Source organism: Cellulosilyticum lentocellum DSM 5427 (assembly GCF_000178835.2).
Lineage (GTDB): Bacteria > Bacillota > Clostridia > Lachnospirales > Cellulosilyticaceae > Cellulosilyticum > Cellulosilyticum lentocellum.
Genome location: NC_015275.1, coordinates 354,884 through 370,054, shown reverse-complemented (window position 1 = coordinate 370,054; position 15,171 = coordinate 354,884). Strand labels below are relative to the sequence as shown.

Annotated in this window: 14 protein-coding genes; 2 read left to right on the top strand and 12 right to left on the bottom strand. The window is 35.5% G+C overall.

Annotated features, from left to right (window positions below):
• Positions 1–111: 111 nt before the first annotated feature.
• From CLOLE_RS01625 to CLOLE_RS22325, 3 genes are all read right to left on the bottom strand, one after another.
• On the bottom strand, positions 112–1,380 hold the full coding sequence (locus CLOLE_RS01625) for an MFS transporter (RefSeq protein ID WP_013655332.1): 1,269 nt from the start codon (positions 1,378–1,380) through the stop codon (positions 112–114).
• Positions 1,370–2,194, bottom strand: coding sequence for a zinc dependent phospholipase C family protein (locus tag CLOLE_RS01620; protein ID WP_013655331.1), 825 nt, complete (start codon positions 2,192–2,194; stop codon positions 1,370–1,372). Before CLOLE_RS01620 ends, CLOLE_RS01625 begins: the two co-directional genes overlap by 11 nt.
• Positions 2,195–2,339: 145 nt before the next feature.
• Positions 2,340–2,480, bottom strand: a complete 141-nt coding sequence (locus tag CLOLE_RS22325; protein WP_013655330.1) for a YvrJ family protein — start codon at positions 2,478–2,480, stop codon at positions 2,340–2,342.
• Between the two features lie 251 nt (positions 2,481–2,731).
• On the opposite strand from CLOLE_RS22325, the gene CLOLE_RS21510 reads away from it, so the two are divergent.
• The gene (locus tag CLOLE_RS21510; protein ID WP_013655329.1) at positions 2,732–4,936 is read left to right on the top strand and encodes an Ig-like domain-containing protein; all 2,205 of its coding nucleotides are present in this window, start codon (positions 2,732–2,734) and stop codon (positions 4,934–4,936) included.
• Positions 4,937–5,163: 227 nt separating this feature from the next.
• On the opposite strand, the gene CLOLE_RS23225 is transcribed toward CLOLE_RS21510, so the two are convergent.
• The 5 genes from CLOLE_RS23225 to CLOLE_RS01590 form a co-directional block, all read right to left on the bottom strand.
• Positions 5,164–5,370: a hypothetical protein gene (locus CLOLE_RS23225; RefSeq protein ID WP_041712862.1), complete on the bottom strand. Its 207-nt coding sequence runs from the start codon at positions 5,368–5,370 to the stop codon at positions 5,164–5,166.
• Positions 5,371–6,191: 821 nt separating this feature from the next.
• Complete coding sequence (locus CLOLE_RS21505) at positions 6,192–8,201, bottom strand: CotH kinase family protein (RefSeq protein ID WP_013655328.1); 2,010 nt, start codon at positions 8,199–8,201, stop codon at positions 6,192–6,194.
• An 88-nt stretch (positions 8,202–8,289) separates the two neighbouring features.
• A complete protein-coding gene (locus CLOLE_RS23460; protein WP_013655327.1) occupies positions 8,290–9,468 on the bottom strand; it encodes an HNH endonuclease in 1,179 nt (392 codons plus the stop codon).
• 183 nt (positions 9,469–9,651) lie between these two features.
• Positions 9,652–10,065, bottom strand: coding sequence for a Fur family transcriptional regulator (locus CLOLE_RS24020; protein WP_013655326.1), 414 nt, complete (start codon positions 10,063–10,065; stop codon positions 9,652–9,654).
• A complete protein-coding gene (locus CLOLE_RS01590) occupies positions 10,065–10,505 on the bottom strand; it encodes a Dps family protein (protein WP_013655325.1) in 441 nt (146 codons plus the stop codon). Before CLOLE_RS01590 ends, CLOLE_RS24020 begins: the two co-directional genes overlap by 1 nt.
• Before the next feature lie 307 nt (positions 10,506–10,812).
• Here CLOLE_RS01590 and CLOLE_RS01585 point away from each other — a divergent pair, with 307 nt between their 5' ends.
• A complete protein-coding gene (locus CLOLE_RS01585; protein WP_013655324.1) occupies positions 10,813–11,541 on the top strand; it encodes a hypothetical protein in 729 nt (242 codons plus the stop codon).
• A gap of 58 nt (positions 11,542–11,599) precedes the next feature.
• On the opposite strand, the gene CLOLE_RS01580 is transcribed toward CLOLE_RS01585, so the two are convergent.
• The 4 genes from CLOLE_RS01580 to CLOLE_RS01565 all read right to left on the bottom strand — a co-directional run bounded on the left by CLOLE_RS01580 (position 11,600) and on the right by CLOLE_RS01565 (position 15,157).
• Positions 11,600–12,937 carry an alpha/beta hydrolase family protein gene (locus tag CLOLE_RS01580; protein WP_013655323.1) on the bottom strand — a complete coding sequence of 446 codons (1,338 nt, stop codon included), beginning with the start codon at positions 12,935–12,937 and terminating at the stop codon, positions 11,600–11,602.
• 107 nt (positions 12,938–13,044) lie between these two features.
• Positions 13,045–13,464: a DUF3021 family protein gene (locus CLOLE_RS01575; RefSeq protein WP_013655322.1), complete on the bottom strand. Its 420-nt coding sequence runs from the start codon at positions 13,462–13,464 to the stop codon at positions 13,045–13,047.
• Between the two features lie 2 nt (positions 13,465–13,466).
• Positions 13,467–13,913, bottom strand: coding sequence for a LytTR family DNA-binding domain-containing protein (locus CLOLE_RS01570; RefSeq protein WP_013655321.1), 447 nt, complete (start codon positions 13,911–13,913; stop codon positions 13,467–13,469).
• Positions 13,914–13,942: 29 nt separating this feature from the next.
• Complete coding sequence (locus CLOLE_RS01565; protein ID WP_013655320.1) at positions 13,943–15,157, bottom strand: CPBP family intramembrane glutamic endopeptidase; 1,215 nt, start codon at positions 15,155–15,157, stop codon at positions 13,943–13,945.
• Between the last annotated feature and the right edge of the window lie 14 nt (positions 15,158–15,171).

Sequence of the window (15,171 nt, the reverse complement as noted above, 5' to 3'; positions counted from 1 at the left end):
ATTTGTAGCCTCTGCTCTATTCAACTATTTTTTTTATTATTTTACAACAAAAAGAGACAAGTATGTCTTGTTCATACTTGTCTTTTTTCATTCAACTTTACTTTTAAATCTTTAAATATCTCCAGCTACCCCTAGCTCTATTCTTTCTTCTCCCAATCTTGCTGAAAAATTAAAAAGTATTAAGCCTAGTATAAAAATAATAGCAATCACACTAACTCCTACATTGACACTCCCTGAAAGCTGACTAGCCACACCCACTACAGTCGTTCCTAAAAAAGAAGCACCTTTTCCGCAAATATCAAGGATGCCAAAATACTCTCCTGACTTTTCTGCTGGAATAATCTTAGCGAAGTAAGATCTAGATAAAGCTTGAATACCGCCCTGAAACATTCCCACACAGATAGCCAATATCCAAAAATGTAGCTGCGTCGTCATAAATAATGCAAAAATGGCAATTCCCGTATAAGCTAAAATACATATAGTAATCAATTTGCGAGCAGCATATTTCTTTGCTAATCGCCCAAAGATAAGGGAACATGGAAAAGCTACTAATTGAGTTGTAAGTAGAGCCAGTAAAAGTCCTGTACTATCAAGGCCCAAAGCCTGCCCGTAGGCTGTTGCCATATCAATAATAGTATATACCCCATCAATATAGAAGAAGAAAGCTAAAAGGAAAAATAATAACCTTTTATCTTGCTTGATTGTTTTTAACGTTTTTCCTAGTCTTATAAAACTTTGCTTGATAGCAGCTTTCTCACGTTCTACATAATATTTTTGCTTGTAATTTTTGAGAAGTGGCAAGGTTACACCTACCCACCAAAGAGCTACCATAATCAAACTAATGGTCATAGCAAGCTGCATCGTAATCCCTATTTTTTCTGCCCCCAATACTAAGCCTAAGCTTATAACAAAAGGTATACAGCTTCCAATATAGCCCCAAGCAAACCCCTGAGCTGATACTTGATCCATTCTATCTTCTGTCGTGACATCCGTTAACATAGCATCATAGAAAACAAGGCTAGATGAAAATCCTGTCTTGGCAATGATAAAAACAATTAAAAAAGCTAACCAGGAACTCATTACCCCCAACAAACTACAAGCTATAACGCCTACTAAAAGCGCTACTATAAAAATAGGCTTTTTAAAATTTTTTGTATCTGCCAGTGTCCCACAGATAGGCCCTATAAAAGCAACTAATAAAGTGGCAATTGAAGCTGCATAACCCCAATACGCTAAATAATCTACTGCAGATAATCCCTCTAAACCAGCTAAATAGTTAAAGTAAATGGGAATAATCGTAGAAACCATTAAAATAAATGCTGAATTTCCTACATCATACAAAATCCATGCCTTTTCAAGCTTAGTTAATTTAAACGGCATAGTTTGCCTCCTTCTCTCTTTGGCCCCCAAAGGTTATTTGATATTTTTCACTAAGCAATGACTCCCCATCTATACTTTCATAATATTCTATAATTAATTCCACAGCAATAGCTATTGCTTCATCGTATAAACTTTTTAACTTTTGGTTACTATCCATACACTTTGGATTAGGTATCTCACTAACAAGTAACTCTTTCATTTTTTCAAAATGCCCAGATAATTTAAGTATGCTATAAACAAAAAAGCGTTTAAATTTATTAGGCATCATCAAGAAACTACTATATCTCTTCATAGAGGAAAGTGCCCTTTTAATTTCCTTAGGCGTCACACCTATGAAATACGGAGCTATAACCTTGGCATAGTCTTCATTCACACAAATATGTTTAGTTAAATCTTGCTTGAGAGGATCTTTTCCATCCTCTTCTAATAAAAAGCGATCAAACTCTATTTCTATCTCCATATGTCCTATGCCACTCTCAGCTATTTTTTCATCTACATAGCCATGGCACACACTATCTAGGACAAAGTGGCAGATAAAACCATATAAATAAGCTAATCTCACTTGCTTTTGCCCACTTTTTCTGGTAATAGCCCTAGCCTTTTCAAAAAATACCGAGCCTGTACGGTCATGAATCCATGCTCCTTCTTGATTAATAACATTTGTTTCTAAAGGCTTATAATAAAATAACAAATCTGGCCCATGAAGCCCTATCTTATAAAGTGGCATATAAGGGTTAATTTCCTTAACTAGCTCCTTAGGAAGTTCTTTAAATACATCTTTTCCAAATTTGTAGTGTGCATAGGTTGATGGCATGATATACTCCTCCTATTTCCCTGTTATTAATTGCATCTTATCTCCCTTCCTTACTTTTTACTAGCACGTCCCTGTAAAAGTTGAGTTAAAATTACATTAAAAAAGTGCTATCGCCAGATTGCAATAACACTAAGTATTTTCCTTTTCATTTTTTCTCTAACACATCAGTAAGCTTTGTAATACTTTTTGTAAGCTCCTCCATCTTGCCTTCTAACCTTACTAATAAGTACATTGAAACGACAATAGGAAATCCTACATTACCGATTTGAACTAATAATTCTTCCATCAAGAATCACCTCCTTTACTTATATATATATGTAGCCCAAAAGGTGACTCCCCTAACTTCATTTGTTAATCTTTTATTTTTATGCAAAATATTTTGAATCAATATTTTTTTAATATAAATTCGTCCTTACTCCAGCTTAATTTAGCATTTTACTACGTTTTTTTATGCATATACCACACTTTTATTTATTAACAAATAACTATTTTTTATAATTACAAATATAAAATATATTATTTTAAGGAGTTGTTTATATGAAAAACAAAAGATTTTTAGCTCAACTATTAGGTATTAGCATTATGGCATCCACAATTTTTTCATCTATTAATGTAACTGTTCTACTCGCTTCTACTTCTTTAAGTAATGTTACAGTAGAAAATAATAACCAAGTAGATAATGAGAGTTCTACATTAAGTGAATCTAAACTTGTTATTTCAGCTACCGGTGGAAAGATGGAAACCGCAGGAGATAGTTTTCAATACTCTTACTTACCTGTAACAGGTGATTTCACTGCAACCTTTAAAGTGGCAGAGCTAAAAAACACTTCTTCTAATTCTCGTGTTTATCTCATGGTTAGAAATGGCCTAGATGCCACCTCACCTCACCTTTCTGCAGGTATCAAAGGCAGTAGTTCAGGCAGCTATGAACTCAGATTACCAGATCGTAATAGCGGCTCTTTAAGTGGTGCTGGTCTTAATCAATACATACGCATTGAAAAAATAGGGACAACTTATAAACTCTACACTTCAAGTAGTACTGATTTCTCAAGTGTAAAAGCTATAAAGACATATGATACAACAACTAAAAATAATACAAGTGAATTAGGTAACGCTTCAGTTAATGTAGGTATTGCTGTATGTGATGCTACTGCTACCATTGATTATTTTAATGTCGTTGATCAAAGTGGCAATACCATTTACAACTTAAATAACGACCAAGGTGGCGGAGAAATAGAAGCTACTATTACTTCAGTAGCAGCTCCTAATGCTGTAACTGTTTATCAAGGCGATACTGTTTCTCTACCTGCTACTGTAGAAGCTACTTATTCAGATGGATCAAAAGCACAAGTAAATGTTACCTGGGATAGTGTCAATACTTCTACTGTGGGTACCAAAACGGTAAAAGGTACCATCGCTAATTTTGCTACTGGTACTAGTATAAACGTAACTGTTTTGGAAAAAGCACCAGTAGTTACTGGTTCAACTATCTATGTATCTCCAACTGGTAGCGATAATGGTCTAGGTACTACATCAAGCCCTATGTCTATTAGCAAAGCAATCACTTCTATCCAACAAGGTGGTACCATTTATTTAACAGGTGGTACTTATAAGCTAAATAAGCAGTTAACTATAGCTGAAACCAATAGTGGTACAGCCTCTAAGATGAATAATTTAGTTGCTTTAAATGGTGCTGAAGTAATCTTAGACTTCTCAGCTCAGGCTTATGGTGAACCTTCTACTAATGAGCGCGGTATTCAATTAGATGGTAGCTACTGGTATATCAAAGGCATCACTGTACAAGGTGCTGCAGATAATGGTTTCTTTGTTTCAGGTAAAAATAATAAACTTGAGCTCTGCGTTGCTAGAGCAAACCGAGATACAGGTATACAAATTAGCAGACGTAACTCCAGCTTATCTTCTATGAAAGATTGGCCTGCTAATAACTTAATCTTAAACTGTACTTCTTATAATAATAGTGACCCTGCAACTGGTGAAAATGCAGATGGTTTTGCTGCAAAATTAACTTGTGGTGAAGGTAATGTTTTCGATGGTTGTATTGCCTACAATAACGTAGATGATGGTTGGGACTTATATGCTAAAACAGAAACAGGTCCTATCGGTAGTGTAACTATTAAAAACTGTATTGCTTTTAGAAATGGTGCTACAACAGATGGACACTTTACTGCTAATAGTGATGGCAACGGCTTTAAATTAGGTGGCTCTGGTATCGCTGTTCCTCATCGTATTGAAAACAGTATTGCTTTTGAGAATAAAAATCACGGTTTCACTGATAACAGTAATCCTGGTACAATTACGCTAAAGAACTGTACCAGTATTAATAATTCCTTAGATAATGGTGGTAAGAGTAATTTCGACTTTGCTCGTGATAAATCTAAGTCTAACAATGTACTCATTAACTGTATTTCCTTTAGTGAGGGTAAGGTAGCCTCTGATAAATATATTGGTAAAGCTGAGAACTGCGTATTTTATGGTGGTGGTAAGTGGTATGAATTCACCACTCTAGCATCAGCTAATAGTACTCTTTCTGACCTTCGCGGTACACAGATTACTGGTCCTACGGCTAGTGACTTTGCTACTTTAACTGCTCCAGCTATTGGAACAGACTTCCACACATTGTGGAGAAATTCAGATGGTTCTATTAACATGGGCAACGTCTTTAAAATTGCTTCAAACAGTACCTTTGCAAATCGTAATTTAGGTGCTAATCTTTCTAAATAAAAATTTGTCTGAGCGTTTATAGGGAATGCTGCTGGGCGGAAATGAGAGGATAAGGGCTACCTTCCGGAATTCCGCTCCGTATTTTTTGAAGCACTAAGGCTCACTTTTTTGATGAACGTGCGAAAACTCCCGTTGGTCAAACACTCGCACTAAAACCCATCAAAAAAGTTCACCAAGTGCTTCTTAAAAATACTACGAAGTCATTCCTCCAGGCAGCCCTTATCCTCTCATTTCTTACAAGCAGTATTAATCTTATAAACACTAAGACCCCTAACAAGAAGGGCTGAAAAGAGATAATAATCATAATGTATAAAGCCATTCTCTTGAAATGTTTTCATAAAAGTAAAGTCAGTCATTTTATTCATAGCAGTTAAAGATAACAAAAATAGCTCTTCAAGTAGTATCACTACTTGAAGAGCTATTTTTTGTTCCAAACTCTTGAAATCAACTCTCACAACTAGCTAAATAGACCTTAATCAAGGCGCAAAATGGCTCCTCAGCACGTATGCGTTATAGCTTAGTGCCTACTAGAACTAGTTATGAAAGTTAAACCAATGAGTGAGGAGCTCCTAAAAGTCTTGGCCGGTGCACCCTATGCTAGGAAGCTAAGACCTTAAGACTCTGGTTTAAAATTTTATTTGATAATACTAAGTATAAAAACATTTAAAACAACTTATAAGTGGCGCCTTCCTTGCAGCGCACCAGTGAACATCTTCCTTAAGTCCAGAGGTACCTATAACAATAGATTGAGACTTGGCTGACCCGGTCAGTTCCTCAGGTTGAAGCTGTGGTAATTATGCCGTGGGAAGTTATTTATTTGTTTTTACACTTATGTATATGTAGCCAAGAAGCCGAATCCCTAATAAAATAAGTAAACACAAATATAATTATAGGCTTTAATATATAATTTTTGTGCATATAATAATGTACACTTATAGATTAACTTCATCAGCGTCGTTATGCTCTTTCTATTTTCACCACTGCGTCAATGTCCTTGAAGTTTATGAGTTCAATAACGTTTGTGAAAATGAGGGAGAGGGCTGCCTGGAAGAGTGACTTGGGAGAATTTTTTAGAGGCACTTGGCGAACGTTTTGGATGGGTTTTAGCACGAGTGTCTGACTAGCAGGAGTTTTCGTGCGTTCATACAAATAAGTGAGCCTAGTGCCTCTAAAAATTTGAACCGGAACTCTGGAAGGTAGCCCTCTCCCTCATTTTCCTCCAGACCTCATTCTCCATAAACACCGAGCCAAGTTTTTATTTAGGCTGAGCAGATGCACCTGCTTTATCGTTACGTTTCATATCCCCTTGATGATTGCTTCCCATATCACTTAGATTAATACTACTTGCATCTACTAACTTATCTGAAGCAGTTTTTTGTCCTTCTGTAGTAGAAGGAATCTCCCCATTTAATTGTTTTCTAATACTTTCTGTTCTAAGGTTGATAAAGCTTTTTAAAGTCGTTATACCCTTTTGGAACTCATCATAAGTATAAAAACCAGTAGGATCCTTTTGGATATAAGGACTAATCATTTCTGCTACTCGGTCAATTTCCTTTTCTACTACGCCATTTTCTAAGTGATTCTTTAAGAACTCATCGAAAAGCTGGTGATATTGTTCTTTATAAGTAGCATTACTTATGAGTTGACCCCATAAAGGTCTCTCTTCCTCTGTGGTACCAGATAACGGCGTATCAATAGCCATATTCACCATTTGTGTGGCTGAGTTTTGTGTATTTTCGTTAAGTACCTCTTGCTTATCTGTAGGTGCTTGATTTTCTACTGCACTTTTAGCTTCTGTTGTTTCTTTATTTGCTGTAGTACTTGGGCTGGCTGTAGCTGCTTGGCCTGCCAAAGTACCTTGTGGTTTTGTGGTATCTTGATTTGATGAAGCTCCCTTGGTATTGGTTCCTTTTGACATATCAGCATTACTAGCACCATTTTGTCCTGGCATACCATTAGGTCTTTCCATATTTCTGCCTCCGCCCATGCCACCACCAGCACCTCCAAAAGCACCAAAGGCTAAGTTGTAATCCCAAGGTAACATAGAAAGCTTACCATCTTCTTCATAAAGGTAATAATTATGCAGCATAGTACCTGTATAGCTATCATAATTATCAACGAAGTTATGCACAACAAAGTAACGTAAGGTAGCATCAATATCCACAACTTCCTCTAAATTCTCCCCAGTTGATAATTGTTTAAGAGAAGCAATTAAGCGTTCTTTATCTGTATCATCTATCTTCGTTTCAGCGTTATCAAAGATATTAGCATAGCTACTTGCTTCATCATCTACATATTTAAGATCTGCACCTTTAGCTTCCATGCCACCCCCCATGCCTTTTCCTCCATCTGGTCTCATTTGCCCTGGATTAAAACCTTCTGACATGTTTTCTGGGTTAAAGTTTTCTGGCATGTTTGGCATATTCTCCGGGCTAAAGTTCTCCGGTATGTTTGGCATATCAGTAGGTAATTCACCTGACTGATTATTAACCGCATTAGTAGCTTCTGCGTTAGTAGTAGCCTGGTTCTCACCAGCTACTGGAGCTGCCCCTTCTGGCATATTAGGTGCCACGCCATTATTACCAATCTTATCCTTACCGCCTTGCACCATGTTATCAATATCTGTGGCTGGTTTATATAGTTCTCCATGGTCTTCACCATAGTTTCTATCTAGGAAAGAACTATCAATATCTTCTACATTCAAGTAAAGCCCCCATTCTTCATCATTAATGGTGATGTAGCTATAGCTTACATAAGGGGAAGCCACACCAAAATCGCCCATGAGTTTATAGGATAGATAATCCTTCATAAAGGTAGCATCTTGAATAATATTATTAAGCGAAAGCTTTTCTAAACCATAATAATCTTGCTCTTTATCAAACTTATCGAACTTAATTTTAAAGCTATAACGATCCGAATCTGAATGAGCTACTTGTGTTAAAGAGGAATTTCCCTTAGTTCGTAAACCAATGTTCTTATAAGTTTCTCCATCAATAGTAATATTACAAGAATAGTACGTTTCATCCAGCGGATTTGTCACTAAGTCCTGCCAATCTTCATCTGCTATTTCAATATTAATAGTATGCACATAAGAAGCATCAAATAATTTATCTGTATATTCACAGTCGGTAGAAGTTTCTTTGCTGTTTACTTCCCTGTCAATAGTTGTATCTTTATTGACACCATTAGCCTCAGCACTATTACAACCTGTTAGGGTAATGGCAAGTGCTACTAGGCCTACACCAAACTTTCTTAATGCCTTCATCTCTATTCTCCTTTATACTCATTTATTCATGAAAAATAACAATTTGCCTATTATCACTTGAGTATACTGAAGCTTCCTTAAATTAATCTTAAATTTTCCTTCCGAAATGAATCTCTTTATGACAGTTTGGACATAAAGCTATGGTATTATCTACCGTATCTTCTCCACCTTCTGCTATAGACTTTATATGATGAACCTCTAAATAAGGCATACCATCTAAAGCACTTATAAAAGGGGCCTCTTGCCCACATTTCTCACACTTACCTTTGGCTAGCGCTAGTCTTGTGGCTATGACAACAGGATTATATTCTAGGCAGGTGGTAGTTGTAATAATTCTTTTAGGCTTCTTAGGTACTCCCTGCAAAAGCTTAGCTCTTTCCTCTTCACTCAACTTTTTAGCCGCCGCTAAGTCTTCTTGCCACTTAGCTTTTAAGGTTTCATCTGAATGATTAATCTCTACTTGGTAAGTAAAAATTTTCTCTAGGTAAATAGCCACTTCTTCTTCACTTTTCTCAGGATAAGCTTCTTTAATGCCTGCCTCCACTACCCTTTGATATTTTGAAGAAGCAACGCTTACTACTTTCCTCTCTTTACTGGTTATAGTTTTAATTGGAACGCCTAAGTACTCTCCTAATTCTACTTCCTTATCATACCAAGCACTACTTCTGCCTTTTTGATCTCGTATCTCTTCATACTGTTCTGCTGTTACAAGATACATTCTACCTATTGTCTCACCATACTTATGGGTATCTAGAAACATAACCCCCTTATAGTTCCAACTTGGACTACTGTTTCCTATATATACCTCATAAGGAATAAGGATATTTCGACTTGCCAAAGGTTCCTTTTGATTCACGCAACCATAATACTCTTTATGATTAAATTGACAAATTCCCCCTTTAATATAATGTAAGAATTTTTCATAAAGTAGATCGGCACCATAGGTCACATACCAGATGTAATTCCCTTTGATGATAACACTATTCTTTTTTATCTGATATCCTAAAAACTCATCTATCTCTGCCCTTTTTATTTCATTTGTTTCATATCGAGCCTCATCACTATTCCAAAAAATATTTTCTTCAATGTCTATATCAGCTTGCTTAATATAATTGTTAATTTTTAAATTGAGGATTGCATTAATAACTGCTTCTTTATCCCTATCCATATCTTCTGCAAGTCTTTTAATGGTAATAGGATAAAGCTGTATTCTTAAATACGCCATTATTAAAAGCTCTAGTTCATTTAATGTCAATAATAAGTTCATTTTCATTTCCCCCTAAATATGCCTATTTTTATCCCTTTATTAATATACTATCTAAACCTTATGGGAGATTCAATAAATTTTCTAGTTATGCATAATTTTTTGTATTAACCAAGACGCATAAAAGTGCCTCAAATAGATAGTTAATGGTTCCTATCTTTTGAAGCACTTAATATAATATGTATTTTATTCTTTCGTTATTTCTTTTATGGTGCATTTAGAGCACAGACCGGTAAGTGTAAGGTCAAGCTTGAACAACTGGTAACTACTGCCTAAAGGTACTGCGGCACGTATCTTCTCAATATCTGCCTTAGGAACATTCTCAATGTAGCCACAACTCTGACAGAAGAAGTGGACATGGTCGCTGCAGCAAGAATCATAGCGATCGATACCTTGGTGCGATGCCACACGTCTTATTTTACCCAAATCTTCCAGTAGCCTTAGATTCCTATACACTGTTCCAAGACTTAGCCCTTGAATTTCACTCCGCAAGGCATCATACACCATTTCCGCTGATGGATGATGTTCCTTAGAAGATAGAAGGTACTCATAAATCCTTTCCCTCTGCTGAGAGTAGCGGAGCTTCTTTCCATCAGCCATTATTTTGACATGGCATTGAGGAACCAAATTGTCTTGCTGTATTCCTTTAAGTCATCCTCCATTGCACTGACGATAGCATACTCATCATCTAATGCAGCAGCCTTACGGATGTTTTCAGCTTGTGATTTAAGAATCTCTATATCAGAAAGAACAATTGCCAGAGCTTCTGTGGTTTTGATTTTCTTAGAAGCTAGTTCCTGAATGGAAGCTAATTCCAGATATTCTTTCATAGAAGCTGCAGGAGTGCAGTCACTCATCTTTAATAACTCTGCCACGCTATCCAGTACACCTGCAAAGCCATCATATAAAGTCTCCAGATATTCGTGAACTGCCTTAAAATCCTTTCCTACTATATTCCAGTGCAGATTGTGCAGTTTTACATAAGATACGCCAATGTTGGCGAGATAACGGTTAAGTTCTAAAGCTAATTCTTTTTTCATATTTATATCCCCTTTTCTATGTGTTTTTAAAATTTTATTTTATTTAATATTATTTATTTTTTTCTTAACATTATGTTACCACATCACCTCTTTATTGTCAATAATGATTCTCATTATTATTTTTTTATTTTTTTATACACTTTATTAATTTTTCTTTTGGTTATCTATAGCAAATTTCTATGCATGCTAACATCTAAACAGTTATAATTAATTTATTAATTATTCAATCAACTATCTCTTTATTGCTATAATAGTTTAAAGTCTTTACTGCTTTTTATATTTTCTAGTACCGAAAGGAGTATTCGTAATGGACTCACAAGCCTATGCTATATCAGATGCATTTATTAAGAAAACCAAGCGCACTTATTTATGTATGTATATCTTTATCCCTATTGGTATCTTCCTTATGGCAGCACTATTATTATTTGCTGATGGTGATACTGATAACCTCTCCTTATTTATCGGGATTTTCATAGGCATTACTGCCTTTGTTGAAATTGAACTTCTCATTGTTAGCAAAATCATGCTTAAGAAAGTTAAAGAAAATACCCTTACCATAGGACCTGACTTTCTTCAAAGATCTGGGAAAAAAGCTGAAGATCCTATAGCGTTTCAGCACATCCAAAAACTCTACATAAAAAAAGAAGCGATAGGTACTATCGCTTACATTAATATTCAAACAAGTACTAAGACCATTCGCTTATGTGGCTTTGAAAACTTAGAGGAGATTGCAGATCTACTAAAAGCTACTTCTGTGAATGCTTCCATCAAAGAAAGTCAGTACAAATTAGACTACAATCATCCTGTTATGTTCGCTCTTATTTTCTTCTTTTCACTTGCAGTGTTTTATCTCTTTAATGCCAACTTATCTCTTCCACTTAGTGATCTTGTTTGCTTAGGCATGGGTATATGGTTTCTACTCTTTAAACCTGTATCTAAAGCACAAGGTAAGCGCTTCAGATTATTTGAAATTATTGTTGGTGCCTTAATCGTCCTAGGCATTGGTATGCAATATTTGTCTATGCTACTAGGATAGTCTAGTAGCATTTTCTTGTTTTAGTATCCGTATCTCAATTTAAACTTCCTATAACCTTCTATTTAATAGTAATCACTTCTTCTTTAGGTAAATTAATAGGCTCTCCTTTTAAATAACCATCAAAAAATTCAAGGATAGTTTGATTTACATATTTCATACATGCTTTAGGATTAACGCTACTTGTTCCTAAAGCTTTTGCAAGTATAGGTGCCACCATTGGTAAATCTGTAAAGTTCATATGTCCTGCATTCATGATGGCTATTTGATAAGAATCCTTTTGACTAGCTGACGCAATGGTATTCGGATAGATGTCTTCAATGTTTTTTATTTCTATATAAGACTCACCATTGTAGAAATTCAGGATTGGTACCGGATAAGGCTCAGTAGTGACTTGCTCCTGACCATTCTCAAATCCCGTTTCTTCTCCTAGCATAGTCCCATCTATAACAGCTACTGCTTTAATCTCCAAACCACGACGTCCTAAATCTGCTGCTGTTGCACCACCCAAGGAGTGTCCCATAAGGCCTATTTTCTCTAGGTCAATCATACTAAAGACTTCATCTTTATCACTAGGTAACTCTACTAAACTTTTAATTTGATTTAAACAAAAAGTCATATCTTCTGTACGAAGCTTAAGCCACCCTTGGGTCATTTCATATTTTTCCTCTCCCATTTGTCCCGCTTCATCTATTAGAAGTTTATTCACTTCATTCATAAAGCCTTGATCAAATAAAAGCATTTTACCATCTGTTTGCTTCGTAAAAGTCGCATGATAAGTGTGGTCAATGCTACATACCACATAGCCATGGCTTGCTAGCTCTGTATAAGTAGAAGTATTACTAGCCCTTATGCCAAAGGCTCCATGAGAAAAAATAACTAGAGGAAATTTATCTTCTGCTTTTTCTTCACTTTCCTTTTCCTTGGTAGGATACCAAAACTGAACCGTAATACTTCTATGGTCTGCCTCTTTAGTAAAGGTCTCATCTCTACTCTCATCTGTCCAAGTATAAGTTACTGTTTTTACACCGTAATCCCCGGTAGGAGCTATTTCATTATCTTGCGGAAATACTAGAGCTGGCACTAACATAAAAAGTAATAAAGTACTCTTTAATGCCACCTTTGCTATTGTTTTGCCTTTCGTAATCATAGTTAACTTCTTACTTTTTAATGCTTTAAACACAGCAATTATTGCTTGGATTAAGAGAATAAGACCTAAGCCATACCATCTAAAACTCCATTTAATGATTGGACTAATAACTAAGAGAATAAATATCAAAAGCTCTGCTAGCCTTACATTTGCCTTAGTGGTATAAAGCGGTGACTTCTTCTTAACACTTAAAATCCCTAAGGCGATTTCTACACCTATTACTCCCAACAAAATAATCATTGCTATCATCATAATCTCCCCTTACTTTTTGATTTGTTAATAGTATAGGAAATTTTTTTTATCTTGTGTGGGTTTTGTAAGTCAAGTGCATAAAGTGCCTAGTCAAATGCATACAATTAACTTTTTTGCTTTTTGGCTCTCATTTTTTGAATACTTTCATTAAGCTTTGCATCCTTTTCTCTATAGCTTAAATACATCATTAAATAGACAATACCATAAATAGCAAGGCTAAATCCTATAACAATAAGTGTTTCTATAAGCTTTAACTGAAACCCACTTTGTAACATATTAGAAAGGAAAACTGGGACTAATACATCTAAAATATGAACAATCCCTTTTACTATTCCATTACTTACTATAAATTGGTCTGTCAAAAACATTAGAAAAGCTATGACGCTACTTACCAAAAAGATATAAAGAGAATACTTCATAGGAACCTCACTAGCTATGTTTAAGGCTTGAAATATAGCATTAGCTAATACAACAGCTGTGAATGCATAACAATCTATCATTAAATACTTCTTAAATTGATTCATTTCTACACCCCCTGCTCCTCTATCTTCTGCCTTAAACTCTCTGCATAATGCCTATTCACTATAAGCTTTTCTCCATTTTCTAGCTTTGCTTCCACACGACCATTAAGTAAGGTTCTAATGCTTAAGAGCTTATAAATATTAAGGATGCAGGAGCGGCTAATGCGCTGAAAATTCATTGTCCCTAGCCTCTCCTCTAGCTCATAAAGCTTTTGCTTACATTCATAAACACTATCTTCACAATAGGCATAGGTTCTATTATCTACAGTCTCAAAATAAAAAATCTGCTCAAGATTAATAGTAAAAGTCTCTCCATCTTTCTCTCCGGTGATGGAAAATCCATACAACCGAATTTGCTCAATGAGCTTTTCTAGAGATTTATCAATTTGGCCACACCTTACCCTGATTTCCACATCAGACCACTCATCTGACTGTTCTAAAATGAATTTCAAATCTCAATCCCCCTTGCTTACATCACTTGTCATACAGGTACAATCGTAGTAGCTATGGTATAAAGATACAATATTACTACTAGCCATAAACAAATAGACTTGCAAATAGCTTTTAGTCTTAATCCTTTATACTTCTCATCGTTAGTTATGGTGCGATATACTGTTCTGTTCTTAATTAAGATTATAATACCAACGACGCATAAAACAATCCATGATATACCATTAATAATGCCTCCTACTTCACCTGTATTAGTAATAAGTATACTTATTACCACAGAAAACAAGTTATTAGCCATATGCAGACCTATGGCTGGTAAAATAGATTCTTTTTTGATGGTTATATAAGCTAATAACATAGCAAATAAAGTGACACTTATTCCTTGATATAAATTGCCATGAATCAAACCAAATAGTACACTTGTTACGATAATGGCAAAACGCTCCCCATAACGCCTTAATCCATTCAGTAATACACCACGAAACATATATTCTTCTGTAATAGGTGCAACAATAATCACACAAATCCCCCAGATAATAGTTTCTATTCCTAGTCTATCAAAAATAAATATCTCATCTATTTTAAGACTTCTATTAAAATAACCCAGGCCCCAATCTAAAACTAAATAAATCGTGGTTCCAATAGCATTTAAACCTAATACCGCAAGGAAACTTGTCAGCATCTCTTGTTTAGTCATGGTTACTTTTTTAAATAAGGCCTTTGAGTTCACTTGGATTTGCTTTGCACATCTCATAAAAGGTAGTGTATTGGCAACAAGCATTGTTAAGAGTGTATTAAATGCCATAATGATACCACCATTACCATAGCCTTGTTCACTAAGTAGCTTATCAGTTCCAAAAACTATGCCTATTATAAACATTGATACCCACACAAATACAACACTGATTGCAAGATTACTAAGCATGGCCCTACCTATTTTTTTTATATCCCACTCAATATTGTTCTTCATAAGCTTTCTTAATGCTCGCTGGTCTTCCAGTGTTATTTCTTGCGTACTTGCCACCTCTTCATTGAGTTGTTCTTCTTTTAGTGGTTCTTCTTGCCTTAGTGATTCGTCCTCTCTTAATGTCTCTTCTTCTCTTAGCAGTTCCTCTTCTCTTAGAGATTCCTCTACTCTTAATGTCTTTTCCCCTCTTAGTAGCGCTTCTTCCCTTAGCAGTTCTTCTTTTAGTGGCTCTGCTGTGCTAGTCACCTGATCTTCCCCATATAAAAATTTTTCTTTCATCTACATCCCCTTTT